Here is a 14,744-nt window from a genome sequence, read left to right as displayed (position 1 = left end):
GCGGGCAGAGGCGCTGTTCCGATCTCGGCCCGCCAGCCATGAGACGCGAACCGCGTATTGCCACGCCGCCCGCAACGGAATCAACAGGAGAAACTCATGGCATCCGTGAACAAGGTCATTCTCGTCGGCAATCTCGGAGCCGATCCGGAAGTCCGCTATCTTCCGAGCGGAGACGCAGTGGCGAACATCCGCCTTGCGACGACGGATCGGTACAAGGACAAGGCGTCCGGCGAGATGAAGGAAGCCACCGAGTGGCACCGCGTGTCGTTCTTCGGCCGCCTCGCGGAAATCGTTTCGGAATATCTGAAGAAGGGCTCGTCGGTGTACCTGGAAGGGCGCATCCGCACCCGCAAGTGGCAGGCGCAGGACGGCACCGATCGTTACTCGACCGAAATCGTCGCCGAGCAGATGCAAATGCTGGGCGGCCGCGGCGGCTCGATGGGCGGCGGTGGCGATGAAGGTGGTTATAGCCGCGGTGAGCCGTCGGAGCGTAGCGGCGGCGGTGGCGGTGGTCGCGCGATGTCGGGCGGCGGCGCTTCGCGTGGCGGTAGTGGCGGTGGCGGCGGTGGTGGTGCCAGCCGTCCGAGCGCGCCGGCCGGCGGTGGTTTTGATGAGATGGATGACGACATTCCGTTTTGAGAGGAATATCCGTTAAGGATGTAAAGTTGGCCCCGGGTTCTCTCACCAGATTAATGGTTTGGAGAGAATTTCCGGGGCCATTTTTTTGCCTTGAATCACGGCGTTTGTGACGCGCCGCTCGCGAGTGACGTCGACCGGCGACGCGGGTGTTCGTGCGCGGGTTGGCTACGAGTTGCGCTTCGCGGCGGCAATGGAGCAAGACGTTCACCGCCGCAAATGCGTGAGCGCATCCCTCAACGGCTGACTGGCAATCACAATAGGCCCGGAAAACGGCGTATCCAGATCGACGATCACATAGATCGCCGAAGCAATCGATACCGCCCCAAGCGAAATGGTGACCAGCGCCAGCGCGTTGCGCGGCGCGATCAACCCGAAGCTCAGAAAAATCACGCCCAGCCAGAACGTCAGCGTCTTGAAGAAAGGCTGCGAAATCGAACTGTGCGCTTCCTCGATGAGCTTCCACCGCGCGTCCACGACGCGCCGGTATTGCGTCAACGCGTCATCGAGCGCGTGCTGTTGTAGCGAGTCCTGCGCGCGCAGTTGTCGCAACTGCCTGCCCACGTCGGTCAGCATATCGCCGAGCCGCACGTTCTCCAGCCGCTGCGAATTGTCCTGCGTGCCGATGTCCTTCGGATAATCGCCGCTGGGTGCCGGTTCGCGAGGCCACGTCGACGCGATCGCCGCCGCCGTGTACACGCGCAACAGGTGGCGGGCTTCGTCGGCCTCGCTGCCCAATTCCCGCAAGGTCGTGTCGAATTCGATCAGGTCGGCCGCATAGGTGCGCAAATCGTTCGACGCGGTATCGAAGCTCGACTTCGCGGATGCCGTCATCAGGCCGAGCACCAGCGCGGCAAACGTCACCAGCATGCCGATCACCAACTGGACGAGCTGCACGGTTTCGTGCGCCTTGTGCTCTTCGGGCAACAGCGGCCGCACCCACACGCCCAGGCCGGTTGCCAGCAGTAGCAGCGCAAAAACCAGTAGAGCCGCTCCAACTTCCAACATAGAAGTGCTCCGAAGGCCGTGACTTTCAATCAACTTCAGCGCGCCGGAAACCCGGGTAGTCCCGCAACCAGACGTGCTGCGTGAATGGCCTTGCGCTTGCGCGTGAATATTGATGTATCGCAACCGTATGCGCCATCAACCATAAAGTTTTTTGTTATCCCGCCGTAGTCCCTCTATGTGGTGGTCGCTTAAATTCTAGACAAAAGTTGCGGACCTGGCCGGAAGGGTTTGGGCGCAGCGTGCGTGGCCGAGGCTATAGCTGAACATTCGGTCGGGCAGCCCAACGGAGACAAGCCCGATGTTGAGAAATCTGTCGATTCGCACCTGCCTTAGTCTGATGATCGTGTTCTTCGGCGTCGTGCTGCTGCTCGGCGCCGCCGCAGGGCTACTGTCGCTGCGTGCGAGCAACGCGTCGCTGCAGCAGATGTACACCGTGGACACCCCCGCCGTCGCCGACCTCGAAGGCAGCGCCGGACAACTGCTGCGCCTGCGTCTGGCGCTGGCGACGTACGCATCGCTGAGCGAACTGAACGACCAGGATGGCGCGAATGCCGTGCTCAAGCGTTTCGATCAGTACCAGAAAGCGTCCAACGATCGGCTTGCCCACTATGTGAGCCGCGCGAGCACGGATGCCGACGAACAGCGTCTGATCAAGGACATGCAGGCCAAGCGCGACACCTTCCTGCACGAGGGTGTCGATCCGTCGCTTGCCGCGCTCAAGTCGGGCGACAAGAACGCCTTCCAGCAATTGCAGGCGCACAAGCTGCCGTCGCTCTACAGCGCGTACGAGAAAGCGATGCTCGCGCTCGAACAGTTGCAGCTCGATCACGGCGCACAGCGCTACCAAAATGCGCAGGACCTGTTCTACTCGATCTGCATTGCCGTGGCGGTCGGCATGGTGCTGTCGCTGCTGGGCTCGTGGCTTGGCCGCGCGGTGCTGGTGCGGGCGATCATCCGTCCGGTCGACGCAACCATCGCACAGTTTCAGCGGATCGCCAACGGCGACCTGACCAGCCGGATCGACGTGACCAGCAACAATGAAATGGGCCGTCTCGCGGCCGCGTTGCGCAAGATGCAGGAGTCGCTGATCGCGACGGTGAATGCTGTGCGTCAGGGCACGGAATCCATCGACACCGGCGTGAGCGAGATTGCAGCGGGCAACGCCGATCTGTCGCAACGCACCGAGGAACAGGCCGCTTCGCTCGAAGAAACGGCGGCGAGCATCGAACAACTCACGTCGACGGTCAAGCAGACCGCCGACAACGCGAAGCAGGCGAGTTCGCTCGCGCAGGGCGCATCGAGCCTGGCTGCGCAGGGCGGCGACCTCACCGAACAGGTGGTGGGCACGATGCACGGCATCGTCGACGACTCGCGGCGGATTGCCGATATTGTCGGCGTGATCGAAGGGATCGCGTTTCAGACCAATATCCTCGCGCTGAACGCGGCGGTCGAAGCGGCGCGCGCGGGCGAGCAGGGACGCGGCTTCGCGGTGGTGGCGAGCGAGGTGCGCTCGCTGGCGCAGCGCAGTGCGGCGGCGGCCAAGGAGATCAAGGGCTTGATCGATGCGTCGACCGCGCGGGTGGAGGCCGGCTCGCACCTGGTCGAACGCTCGGGCTCGACGATGACCGAGATCGTCGACGCGATTGCTCGTGTGAGTTCGATCATGGGTGAGATCGCGGCGGCCGCGATCGAGCAGAGTACCGGGATCGATCAGGTCAATCTCGCGGTCGCGCAAATGGACGAGGTCACGCAGCAGAATGCCGCGCTGGTCGAGCAGGCCGCAGCGGCGGCCAGTTCGCTGGAGGATCAGGCGCGGCGCCTGTCGTCGGCGGTGGCGGTGTTCCAGACGGGCAATGGTTCCGCCGCGTCGGCGGCTTCGTTCGCGGGGCGGCGCGGCGCTGCTGCCGCCGCGCCGAAGCGGGACGACGCAAGCGGTTTCGCGGCGGCTTGATGTCGACGGTTGAGTTGCCCGGCGGCGCTTTCCGTCTTCGAGGCGACAGGCGCCGCGCACGCGAGCGGACCGCTACCGCTACCGCTACCGCATCGCCGCATAATACTTAGCCAAACTATCTATCTCCGCCGATGTCAGCTGCCGCGCCACATTGCGCATCTGCTCATTGATGTCGTTGCGCCGCGCGCCGGAAGCAAACGCGCGCATCTGCTCGGCGAGATAAGTCGAAGACAGTCCGCCGAGCCACGGCGCCGCGCCTTTGCGATCGAGCTCGCCATGACAAGCCGCGCAAGGCGCGATGTTGCGCTGCGGGTCGCCCTGCATCGCCAGCTTCACCGCATTCGCATCGGGTTCCTCGCCGGCGCGCGGCGTCTCGGCCGCGGGGCCTCTCGTCAGCGACGTATAGTACGCCGCCAGATCATGCAGATCCTGATCGCTGCGCCCCGCGATGATCGCCTGCATCACCGCGTTTTGCCGCCGGCCGGCCTGATAGTCGCGCAATTCCTTGTAGACCGCGTCGGTGTACTGCCCGGCCAGCGCGGGCGCGGTGATCTGCGACGTGCCGAGCACGCCGTGGCACATCGAGCAGTGTTGCGTCGCGATCGTCGCGCCGCGGCCGATCGAATCCCCTGCGCCGCGCGTCGGGTGCCCGGGCGGCAACACGACCACCTCGCTCGGCACCGGCGCGGTGGCACTGCTGCCGCTGTACCAGCTCGACGGCGTGCCGGCGGCGCCGCAGATCGTCGCCCATAAGCCGCGGTCGCCGAATGCGCTGCTGGCCGAAGGCAGCCAGATGAAGCCGATCAGTATCCCGACGATCGCAATCGCAAGCGTGCCGCCCACGCTCCAGGTGAACCACGGGTTGCGCAAGCTGAAGACGCGTTCCTCACTCATCGCTGCGCTCCGATGACGACTGCCGGCACCGACGTCTGCGGCAGTCTGAGCAACTGCACGATCGGCACACTGTAGTTGACAACCGTGAGCCCGATCATCAACGCGACCCACAAGCCGAAGCCATTGAGCGCGGCGGGCACGCGGTCGACCGGTTGCGCCGCGCTCGCGAAACGGAACGCCTGCTGCTGGACCGCCGGTCCGAATTGAGACTTCGCGAGGATGTAGACGAACAGCACGCCGGACACCACGAGAATCAATCCGCCCACCGCCGACATGGCGACCCAGAACGCCTGCCCCTGCATGCCCGACATCGTGTAGTCGTAAAAGGCCATGCGGCGCGGCGCGCCGAGCAGGCCGACGTAGTGCCACGGCAGCGTCACCACCATCATGCCGATGAACCACAGCCACAATTGCGTGCGCACCAGCTTCGCCGACACGATCGCGCGCCCGGTCAATTGCGGCCACAGTTCGTACGCGATCGCGAAATACATGATGACGATCGCGCCGGCGAAGATGAGATGGAAGTGCCCGGTCACCCACTGCGTGTTGTGCACCGTCGAGTTCAACTGGTAGCTCATGTTGATCAGGCCGCCGGCGCCGCCGAACCCCAGCATGATGAACGAGAACGCGACCACCAGCATCATCGGATTGCGCCATGGCAACGCGGTGAGCCAGCCAAACGCGCCCGTGCCGCCGCGCAGCCGGCCGGCGATTTCCACCGACGCGCAAATCGTGAACACGGTCAGGAGCGTCGGCACCGACACCATGCCGGTGAACACCGCGTGCAGGAACTTGAAGCCCGCGCCGACCTGCGGATCGACGAACAGATGGTGAATGCCGATCGGCATCGCGAACACGAGGAACAGAATGAACGCCACGCGCGCCATCGAATCGCTGTAGAGCCGTCCGCCGATCGCGCGCGGCACCAGCGTGTAGTACGCGATATACGCCGGGACCAGCCAGAAGTAGACGATCGCATGCAGCGTCCACGAGAACAGAATGCGCGCGAGCCCGGCGTCGATCGTGTGGGTGAGGCCGAAGGCGACCGGCAGGATCTGGAACAGGATCTCGAGCGCCGCGCCGACGGCGGTCCACGCCCACAGATACGCGCCGGCCACGTTGGCGAACATCGCGAGCGGCACGGCCTTGCCCGGGTTCGCGCGCTTCCAGATGCGCAGGTTGACGTGCATCAGCGCGACCCAGATCCACGAGCCGACCACCACCAGCACCACGCCGAGGTAGTAGAACGGGCTGCCGATCATCGGCGGATAGAAGGTGTAGAGCACCGAGGCCGTGCCGAGCGCGACCGGCACCATGGCCATGACCGCGCCGACCAGCAGCAAGATGAGCGCGGCCCATGCCCATTTGAGGCCGACGAGGCGCTGCGCGAGCGCGAGCTCGACGATCGCGTAGCCGAAGCCCATCGCCACCAGCGTGGGCATCACGTAGGCCATCACCGTGCCGTGCGCCGTTACCGATCGATAGTACAACTCGGGGTCGCCGATCCACGGCACCAACGGACTGCGGACCAGCATCTGCCACGCGCCGAGGAACAGCGCGATCAGAAACGTAATGAAGGCGAGCCAGAAATGCGCGAGAACGAGTCGCTTAGCGTGAAACACAGCTCAGCCTCCGTGATTGTCGGGCTTGCTCGAAGAAGGCCGCTTTGTCGATCACTTTCACGTGCGCCCACATGGTCTGGTGGCCGAAGCCGCAGAATTCATGACACGGCATGGCGTGATCGGCGGGGTGGTCGAACTGGGTGTTCAGCGTGGCGACGTAGCCGGGCACGACCATCGTGTTGATGTTGGTGTCGGTAACGAGCAGGCCATGCACGACGTCGGCGCTGGTGGTGCGGATCGTGATCGGCGTGTCGGCGGGCACCAGCAGACATTGCGGCGTGAACGCATACTGCTGCGCGATGAAGCGCACGATCACCGAGCCGTCCGGCTGCACCGCGCTGCCGAGATTGTCTTCGACGAATTCGCCCGACAGTTGCAGGCGCGCGGGGTCGCTCGTCTCGACCCGCGACGGCGGCATCATCGCCCAATGCAGGCCGGAGAAGACGACCACAGCCAGCATCAGCACGATCAGCCCGACCGCGAAAATCGCCCAGCGTCGCTCGGCGCGTAACGCGACCGCGTGGCCGCTATCCGGTTGATGATTGGAATCGGTCGACATGGTCAGTGAATGATGCCGCGCGGCAGAAACGCGAGAAAGTAGAAGCCGAACCAGATCGCCATGACGATCACCGCGGCGACGCCGGCCAGCGCGATCGCGCCATGTGGACCGGCCTTGACGACGTGTTCCACTTCGTCATCGGTGGGCGGGGTCGCGCTGTGGGTGTCATACGCTTCCATCTCGATGTTCTCCGGTGCGGCGCTTCAATGCAGCGGCGCCTTGCGCAATTCGCTGACCTGGCGGGCCGTCACCGGCGCGCCGTGATTGCCCCAGGCCGTGCGGATATAGGTGACGACGGCGGCCGCTTCGGTGTCGTTCAGTTCCTGGCCGAACGGCGGCATGCCGTACGGCTGCGGATTGCGCTTCGTGCCTGGCGGGAACCCGCCGTTGAGCACGATCCGGATCGGATTGACCGCCGAGTCCATTTCGATCGATTGATTGCCCGCGAGCGGCGGGTAATGCGGCAACTGTCCTTCGCCGTTGGCGCCGTGGCACAGCGCACATTTGTCGGCGTAGATCTGTTTGCCGAGCGCGAACGTCCTGGGGTCGGCTTGCGCGGACGGTCCCGTCTTGCGGCCTTGATTGTCCGGCAGCGACTTCAGATAGACGGCCATCGCCCTGATGTCTTCGTCCGACAGATGCTGAAGGCTGTGATAGGTGACTTCGGCCATCGGGCCGTACACGGCGCCGCGAGCGGAGACGCCTGTCTGCAACAGGTCGACGATGTCCTGGATGCTCCAGTCGCCGAGGCCGCCGTCCTTGTCGGACGTCAGCGACGGCGCGTACCAGTTCTGCACCGGAATCAGACCACCGGCGAACTGATCGCTCGGCGACGAGCCGCCGAGCATGTTGATCCTGGTGTGGCACATCGAGCAGTGTCCGAGCCCTTCGACCAGATACGCGCCGCGATTCCATTCGACCGATTTGGTCGGGTCGGGCTGGAACTCGCCCTCGCGGAAATACAGCGTGCGCCATCCGTACAGCAGGTTGCGCTGGTTGAACGGGAAACGCAGCGTGTGCTTGCGATTCGGCTCGCGCACCGGCTCGACGGTCCTCAGGAACGCGAAGATCGCGTTCGCGTCCTCGCGCGTGACCTTCGTGTATTGGGCGATCGGCATCGCGGGGTAGATCAGTGTGCCGTCCGGTTTGCGGCCGGTGCGCATCATCTTGAAGAACGCTTCTTCGCTCCATGTGCCGATGCCGTATTGCGCATCGGGCGTGATATTCGGCGAATACAGCGTGCCGAACGGCGTTTCCATCGCGAGGCCGCCGGCGAACAGCTTGCCGCGCGGCGCGGTGTGACAGGCGATGCAGTCGCCGGCGCGCGCCAGATATTCACCGCGTTTGACGATCTCGGGGCGGGTGTCGGCGCTGTTTTCGGGGATGGTCGTGGTCGTTGGCGAGGCGGTTGTGGTTGGCTTGGCCGGCGTGGTGTCGGCGGCGTGGGCTTCGGCGATGAGCGGCACTTGCAGTGCGTGGAGGAGCACGGCGCTGCCGCTCGCGATGAGGCCGGCTGTCAGCGAGCCGGAGACGAGCGATGCGGTGATGCGGCGACGCTGCGCGATCGGGCGCGCAACGGAGCACCAGGCCCAGCGCATCACAGAGCCCAAACCCGCGCCCAGCAAGCGAAGCAAATCCAGCGCACAAAGTATCGGCTTCATTGTGGTTGGCTCCCGCATGCTAGAGGCAGCCGCGCAGCGGATGCCGGTGCGGGCCGCGGATCGGCCGGACGCGGTTGGCGCGCGAGCCAGCTCGATACCGCGGTGATGTCCCGATCGCTCAGCTTGACCGCGATCGAATGCATGCAGTCCGGTTCGATCGCGTGACGCGTGCCCGCGCGCCACGTGCCCATCTGCCCGGCGATATAGCTCGCATGCAGCCCGAGCAGGCCAGGAATGCCCGGCTGCGTGCCGGTCATGCTGGCGCCATGGCAGGCGATACACGCCGGTATCTTGCGCGCCGGGTCGCCGTGCATGACGAGCCGTTCGCCGGCGGCGAGCACCTTGGGCGCGACATCGGTGTGATCGGCATCGGGGTAGGGCGGTTGCAACTCGGCGAAGTACTGGCTGATCTGACGCAGATAGTCGTCGGGCAGAAAGGCCAGCAGATAGCCCATCGGCGGATAGGTGCGGCCGCCGTCACGGAACGCGATCAGCTGATTGAACAGATAGTCGGCTGGCTTGCCGGCGATACGCGGAAAGTAATCGTTGTTGCGGCCCTGGCCCTGCGCGCCATGACACGAGGTGCAGGCGCGCACGCGCTCGTCCATGGCCGAGGGCATCGCGCTGGACGCGTCCGCAGCCGCGAGCGCCGCGCCGCTCCACAGGACGTAAAGCACGAACAGAGCCGAAGATCCGATAGTTCTACGATGCACGCCAGGCCTCGTTGTGGAACGTTCTTCTTCTCGATTTAGTTGTCACGCGTTCGCTCGCGGATTCACTCGCGAATCCGACGGACGGCGCATTGCGGGTCTGCCAGTTCTTTTCTTATAACGACTGCGTTACAGCAAATCGGTACGGACTTGTTTGGGGTGGCGAAGTGTTGATCAGGTACGGCGATGCAATTGCTTGGCTAAACAATGATCTGCCTGAATGCGCCGGTGGGTGGCGGCTTTCGGGCTGCGGGAAACGACGCTTGAAACGTTCGGCAGCGAGTAGCAGGTTGCAGGAATTTATCCGACGCGTCAATAGCCCAAAAAACATCGGCCAGCCGCGCTTCCAACCATCATAGGCGTCGCCTGAGGCGCTTTCAAATGCCATTGCGCAGACATCTCGACGTGGATGCTATGACGCGAATGTGATTGTTTGATGTTGATCCATGCGCGTCAGGCGAACAGTTGCATCAACGCCGTGCGTGCATTGCTGACGCGTTCGCTTTCGCCGGGCCGTCCCGGCAGCAGATGAAACTCCACGGCTGGCAGCGCGGGCAGCCCGATGTTCGGCGGACAGGCCACCACGCCGCCGCCGAGCGACGATTCGTTCAGGCAGGAAATGCCGAGCCCGGCCTTCAACGCCAACTGCAAGCCCGCCACGCCGGACGCGGAATGCGAGACCAGATACGGCACCTTGTGCTCGTCGAGCAGTTTCACGACGAAACGCTGCAACTGGCAGCTCGATGGCAGCAACACCAGTTGATACGGTGCAACGGGGCGCGGCGCGGCATCGGCGGCGCTCACCCAGAGCAGTTTCTCGCGCCGCACCACGGTGCCCGGCGCGCCGGTGCGCCGGCCGGCGGAGCGCGGGTTGCCGGTGACCAGCCGCAATGAGAGGCCGATGTCGAACGACGCATCGTCATCGGCGTTGCTGTCGATCACGGCGCTCGGCAACACGGTGACGTGCAGCTTCAGGCGCGGGTGCTGTTCGGAGAACGTTTTGAGAATGCGCGCGATGTCGTGCGGACGGTAATAGTCGGTGATCGCGACGCGCAGTTCGCCGTCGAGCGAGCGGCCTTGCAGGTCTTCGAACGCCGCTTCGCTCATCGCGATGATGCGCCGCGCGTGGTCGAGCAGGCGGCGGCCGGCCGGCGTGGCGCTGACGCCCTGCTTGCTGCGCACGAAAAGCGGCTGGCCGGCGCGTTCCTCGAGTTTCTTCAACTGCTCGCTCACCGACGATTGCGACAGGAAAACGCGCTCCGCGCCCGCCGAGACGCTGCCCGATTCGGCGACGGCGACGAAGGTGCGCAATTGCGTGAGATCAAATCCGCGCTGGCTCATGATTCGGTATTTCCGATGGAAGTCATCTGAATTTCCGGTTTTTCCGATGGAAAGGCCAACCGTAGCATATCCCTGAATTGATTGCGGAGGGGTGTCATGGGAAACGGATCGAATGCGGTTCCAAGGGGTTCGGGCGAACGTGAGGCGAGCCATCGGTGGAAGGTGCTGGGGGTCGGATTCGCGGCGAACGCGAGCTTTTCCGCCGCGTTTTCGGGTATTCCGACGACGGCGGTTTTTCTGCGCTCGAGCTATCACCTGAGCAATCACGGCCTGGGGCTGGTGCTTGGCATGCTCGGCCTCGGCATTGCGGTCAGCGAGTTGCCGTGGGGGCTGCTGACCGACCGTTGGGGCGCCCGCCGGGTGCTGCTGCCCGGCTTGCTTTCGACCGCTGCCGCGCTCGCCGGCCTCGCGTTGGGGCGTGAGCGCGTCGGCATGGCACGGCGTCGCCTACACGGAGCTCGCCACGCTGGCCGGGACGAGCCGCGCAGGCACGGCGCTGGCGATCGGCAATACCTGTGTGTTTCTCACGCTCTTCCTGACGCCGCTCGCGATTCCGCCGCTGTTGTCCATGGGTTCGTGGCCGATGGTGTGGGCGGTGGCGAGCGCCGCGCGTTGGTCGCGTTGCCGGTGTTTCCGCGCACGGCACTGCAGGGCAAGGTGCGGGCGGCGCAAGCCTGCGATGCAACTTGATGGAGCAGAGGCGGCCGGTGGCGATGCGGTTGAGCGCTACGGTTGGACGATACAGGGCGCGAACTTCGCCGCCAGTTTGCTGCCGCGTTAAGTCATTGTGTCTTAGCCGGATATGGACGATGTGAGAATGCCGCAAATATTCAATTCGGGTAATTAAATTTTTATCTTCTGATATAACCGCAATCGGCTATTAATTTTTTCACCGGATTCGGAACACTCCGATTTTCGCAGAGTTGTAGTGATGATTTTATAGCCGCCTTGGCATGTTGGTTCGTCGCCGGGCGGCAGGTTAAAGCGTGCAGCTTCGGTCAGCTTCTTCCTGCGGGTACCGCTAACCATTCCTACAACGAACGAGACAAATCCCGGTGCATCTTCGAATCATTCTGGCGGACGATCACCCTTTCGTTCTGCTCGGCATGCGGGCGATGCTGGCAACGCGTGATGGCGTCACGCTTGTCGGTCAGGCGCTCACGCCCACGTCGTTGCTCGAACTGTTGCAGCGCAACCCGTGCGATGTGCTTGTCACCGACCTCGCCATGCCGGACCCCAACGGCGCTATCGAAGATGGACTTGGCCTGGTCCGGCGCATCCGCCGCAACTGGCCGCGGCTGCGCGTCGTCGTGATTACGGCGCTGGCGAACCCTTCGATCCTTCACGCCGTCGTTTCGGACAACTCAGTCAGCGCGCTCAGTAAAACAGAGTCGATGGACGAACTCTGGCAGGCGATCCTGGCCGGCGTAAGCGGTGCGCGCTACCTCGGCCGCTCCATCGTCGAAGCACTCGCGCACCCGCAGGACGACGAGCGCCCACCGCTGCCGGCGCTGCGTCTGTCGGACAGACAGACGGAAGTCGTCAAGCGCCTTGTCAGCGGACAGTCAATTTCCGAGATCGCGGCGGCGCTCGGCTGCCATCGCCGCACGGTGAGCCGGCAAAAGCGCGAAGCGATGGCGAGGCTCGGCGTCACTAACGATCCCGGTCTTTTTTCTCGCGTGTACGCCTATGGCATTCTTAAAATTGAATCGCATATCTGAATAATTAATCGTTGTGAATTGGTTTAGCTTATTTCAGAGCGATCTTATGTTTATTTTCGAAAAAATATCCAATTATCGTGATAGAGCCGGTTGCACCGGAAAGGGAGGCAGGAAGTCAAGGTATGGAGGATCAGGAGACGATGCACGACACCGCTGAGATAAGCACACCTGTTCGAGCGATCATAGCGGACGACCATCCACTGGTTCTGCTGGCAATCGAAAATCTGATGGGCACCTATCCGAACATGCAGATTGTCGGGCGCGCCGCCGACGCCACCGAACTCTTCATGGAAGTCGATCGCAGTCCATGCGACCTGGTGCTCATGGACCTCTACATGCCGGGTGGCCTGGACGGCAGCGGGCTGGACGTCATCAGGCAGTTCAAGACGCGCTATCCCGATGTCGCGCTCGTCGTCCTCACCATGGAAACCGAGGCGGCCGCGCTGCAAAAAGTCATCTCGCTCGGTGTCGGCGGACTGGTGAGCAAGCGCGACCGGATCGATCTGATTCACGTGGCGGTCGTCATGGCGCTCGCGCGCGAATGCTATGTCGGGCCAGCGGTGCGCACGCTGATCGCCGACGCCGCGCTGGCCCAGCGGCTCGATCTGGTCCGCAGCACGTTGTCGCGCCGTGAGCTCGAGGTGTTCACCCAATATGCGTCAGGGTTCGCCGTGAGCGAGATCGCCGCGCGTTTGGGGCGCAGCGTCAAGACGATCAGCGCGCAGAAATGCACTGCAATGCGCAAGCTTTCGCTGCACAGCGACGCGGAGCTGTTCCGCTTCGCCGCCGAACACGGCGTGATTTCTTAAGGGCGTGTTCAAAGCCGCTGACAAGCCGCACATAAGCCGGCGACGTGTCGCGCCGCCGCGCGACGAAACAACACGAGTATTGGCATAGCCCGGGGAAGCACATTGCGTGTGGGCGTGTCAGTCGACAAGACAACAACACATGACACACAAGATCCGCGTCATCGTGGCCGACGATCATCAATACGTTCGTGCCGGCGTCAGGTACCTGCTGCAAGCCAGGCCGAATATCGAAATAGTCGGCGAGGCGGCCGACACCCATGGTCTGGCCGTCCTGCTCGAAGCGCACGCGTGCGATGTCGTCGTGTCGGATATCGGCATGCCGGGGCTCGACGGAGGCAATAACGCTGTGCCGTTTCTGCGCCGCCTGTTGCGGCGCCGGCCGCATCCGTATGTCGTCGCGCTCACGATGATCTGCCAGGGCCACATGTTGTCCGGGCTACGGAACATCGGCGTGACCGGAATCATCGATAAACGCGACGCCGCCGAAACGTTGATCGACGCAATCGCGGCCGTGTTCTCCGGCCACGTTCATCTGTCGGAGCAGGTGCGTGCCGCGTTAGACGCGGTGGACCCGGCGCCGCAGCTTCACGCCGGTGCGCTGAGTGCGCGTGAATGGGAAGTCTTCCAACTCTACGTGCAGGGCCTGACGGTTCACGAGATTGCGGAACGTCTTCAACGCAGCGGCAAGACCATCAGCACACAAAAACGCAGCGCGATGCGCAAGCTCGGATTGGAAACAGAACTTGATTTAATCGACTATGCAAGACAAATCGGATTGATCTGACAATATTTAACCTCTAAGTATAACCTTTAGATTTATTCAATTTCCGGAAATCAGCTATTTAAGAATTTTCTGATTTGTCTGAAGAGGTCGCCATTCCATAATTCCGAATTGACTCAGGCTTTATTACTTGCTCGCCTGACGGTGAGCAGTATTTCGTCATCCTAAGAGTGGCAGGCCGAAAAAATTCAGGGCAGAGGTGAGGTGCAATCGCGCGGTGCCGTCTGCCTTGTATATAGAAAAATGGGAGGGGCAATGGTCACGCTCGGTAAGCGGTTGTGGGTCGAAGGCGTCGGGACGGCGTGGCTGGTGTTCGTTGGATGCGGCAGTACCGTGCTGGATACCAGCGTGATCCTGCAAGGATACGGCGGGCTGGAAGTGTCGTTGGCATTCGGCCTTGCCTTCGTCACGGCCAGCTACGCGTTCGGCGGGGTCTCCGGCGCGCATTTCAATCCGGCTGTCACAGTCGGCTTCACGGTCGCGCAGCGTTTTCCGGTGCGCGACCTGCTGCCCTACATTGCCGCGCAGATTGTCGGCGCGGTCGCTGCCGCGGCGCTCCTCGTCTTCGTGGCGAGCGGCCGCCCCGGTTTCGAGCTGGGCGCAAGCGAATTCGCCGCGAACGGTTTCGGCGCCCATTCTCCCGCCGACTACCAACTGCATTCGGCGCTGGTCATCGAGTTCGTGCTGTCCTTCGCGTTCGTCATGGTCTGGCTGTTGCTCGTCGATCGAAAAAACATCGCGCCGATCGCTCCGCTGATCGTCGGCGCCTGTTTGATGCTCGTCTATCTGGTGTCCATTCCGGTGACCAACGGTTCGGTCAATCCCGCCCGTTCCACCGCCCAGGCGCTGTTCGTCGGCAATTGGGCGCTGGATCAGCTCTGGGTGTTCTGGGCCGCGCCGCTGTCGGGCGGCATCGCTGCCGGCGCCCTGTTTTCGTTTCTGAATGGCAACTCCGATTCGCCCGCCGCCACGCTAGCCGACGGCCAGGGCGACGCCGCGTGAGCGCGTTCAGGTGCCAGTCATCCTGTTGGTCGTGCGTCTTCTTCAGCGC

At 63.3% G+C, this 14,744-nt stretch carries 14 protein-coding genes and 1 pseudogene; 7 read left to right on the top strand and 8 right to left on the bottom strand.

Going from position 1 to position 14,744, the window contains the following annotated elements; all coding sequences use genetic code 11:
* Positions 1 to 96 precede the first annotated feature (96 nt).
* Positions 97 to 639: a single-stranded DNA-binding protein gene (locus tag HV744_RS24170; protein WP_175151914.1), complete on the top strand. Its 543-nt coding sequence runs from the start codon at positions 97 to 99 to the stop codon at positions 637 to 639.
* A gap of 204 nt (positions 640 to 843) precedes the next feature.
* Here the strand turns inward: HV744_RS24170 and HV744_RS24165 are convergent, their stop codons facing one another.
* The gene (locus HV744_RS24165; protein WP_175151913.1) at positions 844 to 1,644 is read right to left on the bottom strand and encodes a bestrophin-like domain; all 801 of its coding nucleotides are present in this window, start codon (positions 1,642 to 1,644) and stop codon (positions 844 to 846) included.
* A gap of 298 nt (positions 1,645 to 1,942) precedes the next feature.
* Here HV744_RS24165 and HV744_RS24160 point away from each other — a divergent pair, with 298 nt between their 5' ends.
* Entirely contained in the window at positions 1,943 to 3,595 is a 1,653-nt protein-coding gene (locus tag HV744_RS24160) for a methyl-accepting chemotaxis protein (RefSeq protein WP_175151912.1), read from the top strand.
* Between the two features lie 84 nt (positions 3,596 to 3,679).
* Here the strand turns inward: HV744_RS24160 and HV744_RS24155 are convergent, their stop codons facing one another.
* The 7 genes from HV744_RS24155 to HV744_RS24125 form a co-directional block, all read right to left on the bottom strand.
* A complete protein-coding gene (locus tag HV744_RS24155; protein ID WP_175151911.1) occupies positions 3,680 to 4,489 on the bottom strand; it encodes a c-type cytochrome in 810 nt (269 codons plus the stop codon).
* Positions 4,486 to 6,111 carry a b(o/a)3-type cytochrome-c oxidase subunit 1 gene (locus HV744_RS24150; RefSeq protein ID WP_175151910.1) on the bottom strand — a complete coding sequence of 542 codons (1,626 nt, stop codon included), beginning with the start codon at positions 6,109 to 6,111 and terminating at the stop codon, positions 4,486 to 4,488. Before HV744_RS24150 ends, HV744_RS24155 begins: the two co-directional genes overlap by 4 nt.
* On the bottom strand, positions 6,098 to 6,670 hold the full coding sequence (locus tag HV744_RS24145) for a cupredoxin domain-containing protein (protein ID WP_175151909.1): 573 nt from the start codon (positions 6,668 to 6,670) through the stop codon (positions 6,098 to 6,100). Before HV744_RS24145 ends, HV744_RS24150 begins: the two co-directional genes overlap by 14 nt.
* A 2-nt stretch (positions 6,671 to 6,672) precedes the next feature.
* On the bottom strand, positions 6,673 to 6,849 hold the full coding sequence (locus HV744_RS24140; protein WP_175151908.1) for a hypothetical protein: 177 nt from the start codon (positions 6,847 to 6,849) through the stop codon (positions 6,673 to 6,675).
* Positions 6,850 to 6,873: 24 nt separating this feature from the next.
* Positions 6,874 to 8,331, bottom strand: coding sequence for a c-type cytochrome (locus HV744_RS24135; protein WP_246279175.1), 1,458 nt, complete (start codon positions 8,329 to 8,331; stop codon positions 6,874 to 6,876).
* Positions 8,328 to 9,044 carry a c-type cytochrome gene (locus tag HV744_RS24130; protein ID WP_175151907.1) on the bottom strand — a complete coding sequence of 239 codons (717 nt, stop codon included), beginning with the start codon at positions 9,042 to 9,044 and terminating at the stop codon, positions 8,328 to 8,330. The genes HV744_RS24135 and HV744_RS24130 overlap by 4 nt, the downstream gene beginning before the upstream one ends.
* A gap of 450 nt (positions 9,045 to 9,494) precedes the next feature.
* Positions 9,495 to 10,382, bottom strand: coding sequence for a LysR family transcriptional regulator (locus tag HV744_RS24125; protein WP_175151906.1), 888 nt, complete (start codon positions 10,380 to 10,382; stop codon positions 9,495 to 9,497).
* Positions 10,383 to 10,478: 96 nt separating this feature from the next.
* Here HV744_RS24125 and HV744_RS24120 point away from each other — a divergent pair.
* The 5 genes and pseudogenes from HV744_RS24120 to aqpZ all read left to right on the top strand — a co-directional run bounded on the left by HV744_RS24120 (position 10,479) and on the right by aqpZ (position 14,695).
* Positions 10,479 to 11,072, top strand: a pseudogene (locus HV744_RS24120) (MFS transporter).
* A gap of 425 nt (positions 11,073 to 11,497) precedes the next feature.
* Positions 11,498 to 12,103, top strand: a complete 606-nt coding sequence (locus HV744_RS24115) for a response regulator (RefSeq protein ID WP_246279174.1) — start codon at positions 11,498 to 11,500, stop codon at positions 12,101 to 12,103.
* A 140-nt stretch (positions 12,104 to 12,243) separates the two neighbouring features.
* On the top strand, positions 12,244 to 12,912 hold the full coding sequence (locus HV744_RS24110; protein WP_175151987.1) for a response regulator: 669 nt from the start codon (positions 12,244 to 12,246) through the stop codon (positions 12,910 to 12,912).
* A 139-nt stretch (positions 12,913 to 13,051) separates the two neighbouring features.
* Complete coding sequence (locus HV744_RS24105) at positions 13,052 to 13,696, top strand: response regulator (RefSeq protein WP_175151904.1); 645 nt, start codon at positions 13,052 to 13,054, stop codon at positions 13,694 to 13,696.
* Between the two features lie 252 nt (positions 13,697 to 13,948).
* The gene (aqpZ, locus tag HV744_RS24100; RefSeq protein ID WP_175151903.1) at positions 13,949 to 14,695 is read left to right on the top strand and encodes an aquaporin Z; all 747 of its coding nucleotides are present in this window, start codon (positions 13,949 to 13,951) and stop codon (positions 14,693 to 14,695) included.
* Positions 14,696 to 14,744 lie beyond the last annotated feature (49 nt).

This window comes from Paraburkholderia ultramafica, assembly GCF_902859915.1.
Taxonomy (GTDB): domain Bacteria; phylum Pseudomonadota; class Gammaproteobacteria; order Burkholderiales; family Burkholderiaceae; genus Paraburkholderia; species Paraburkholderia ultramafica.
The sequence above is the reverse complement of the archived record's forward strand: the minus strand, read 5'-3'. Positions and strand labels throughout refer to the sequence as shown.

What these genes read in the sequence shown, in the direction of transcription:
- HV744_RS24170 (WP_175151914.1), top strand. Translation starts at nt 97, where the DNA reads ATGGCATCCGTGAACAAGGTCATTCTCGTCGGCAATCTCGGAGCCGAT.
- HV744_RS24165 (WP_175151913.1), bottom strand. Translation starts at nt 1,644, where the DNA reads ATGTTGGAAGTTGGAGCGGCTCTACTGGTTTTTGCGCTGCTACTGCTG.
- HV744_RS24160 (WP_175151912.1), top strand. Translation starts at nt 1,943, where the DNA reads ATGTTGAGAAATCTGTCGATTCGCACCTGCCTTAGTCTGATGATCGTG.
- HV744_RS24155 (WP_175151911.1), bottom strand. Translation starts at nt 4,489, where the DNA reads ATGAGTGAGGAACGCGTCTTCAGCTTGCGCAACCCGTGGTTCACCTGG.
- HV744_RS24145 (WP_175151909.1), bottom strand. Translation starts at nt 6,670, where the DNA reads ATGTCGACCGATTCCAATCATCAACCGGATAGCGGCCACGCGGTCGCG.
- HV744_RS24140 (WP_175151908.1), bottom strand. Translation starts at nt 6,849, where the DNA reads ATGGAAGCGTATGACACCCACAGCGCGACCCCGCCCACCGATGACGAA.
- HV744_RS24135 (WP_246279175.1), bottom strand. Translation starts at nt 8,331, where the DNA reads ATGAAGCCGATACTTTGTGCGCTGGATTTGCTTCGCTTGCTGGGCGCG.
- HV744_RS24125 (WP_175151906.1), bottom strand. Translation starts at nt 10,382, where the DNA reads ATGAGCCAGCGCGGATTTGATCTCACGCAATTGCGCACCTTCGTCGCC.
- HV744_RS24115 (WP_246279174.1), top strand. Translation starts at nt 11,498, where the DNA reads ATGCTGGCAACGCGTGATGGCGTCACGCTTGTCGGTCAGGCGCTCACG.
- HV744_RS24110 (WP_175151987.1), top strand. Translation starts at nt 12,244, where the DNA reads ATGCACGACACCGCTGAGATAAGCACACCTGTTCGAGCGATCATAGCG.
- HV744_RS24105 (WP_175151904.1), top strand. Translation starts at nt 13,052, where the DNA reads ATGACACACAAGATCCGCGTCATCGTGGCCGACGATCATCAATACGTT.
- aqpZ (WP_175151903.1), top strand. Translation starts at nt 13,949, where the DNA reads ATGGTCACGCTCGGTAAGCGGTTGTGGGTCGAAGGCGTCGGGACGGCG.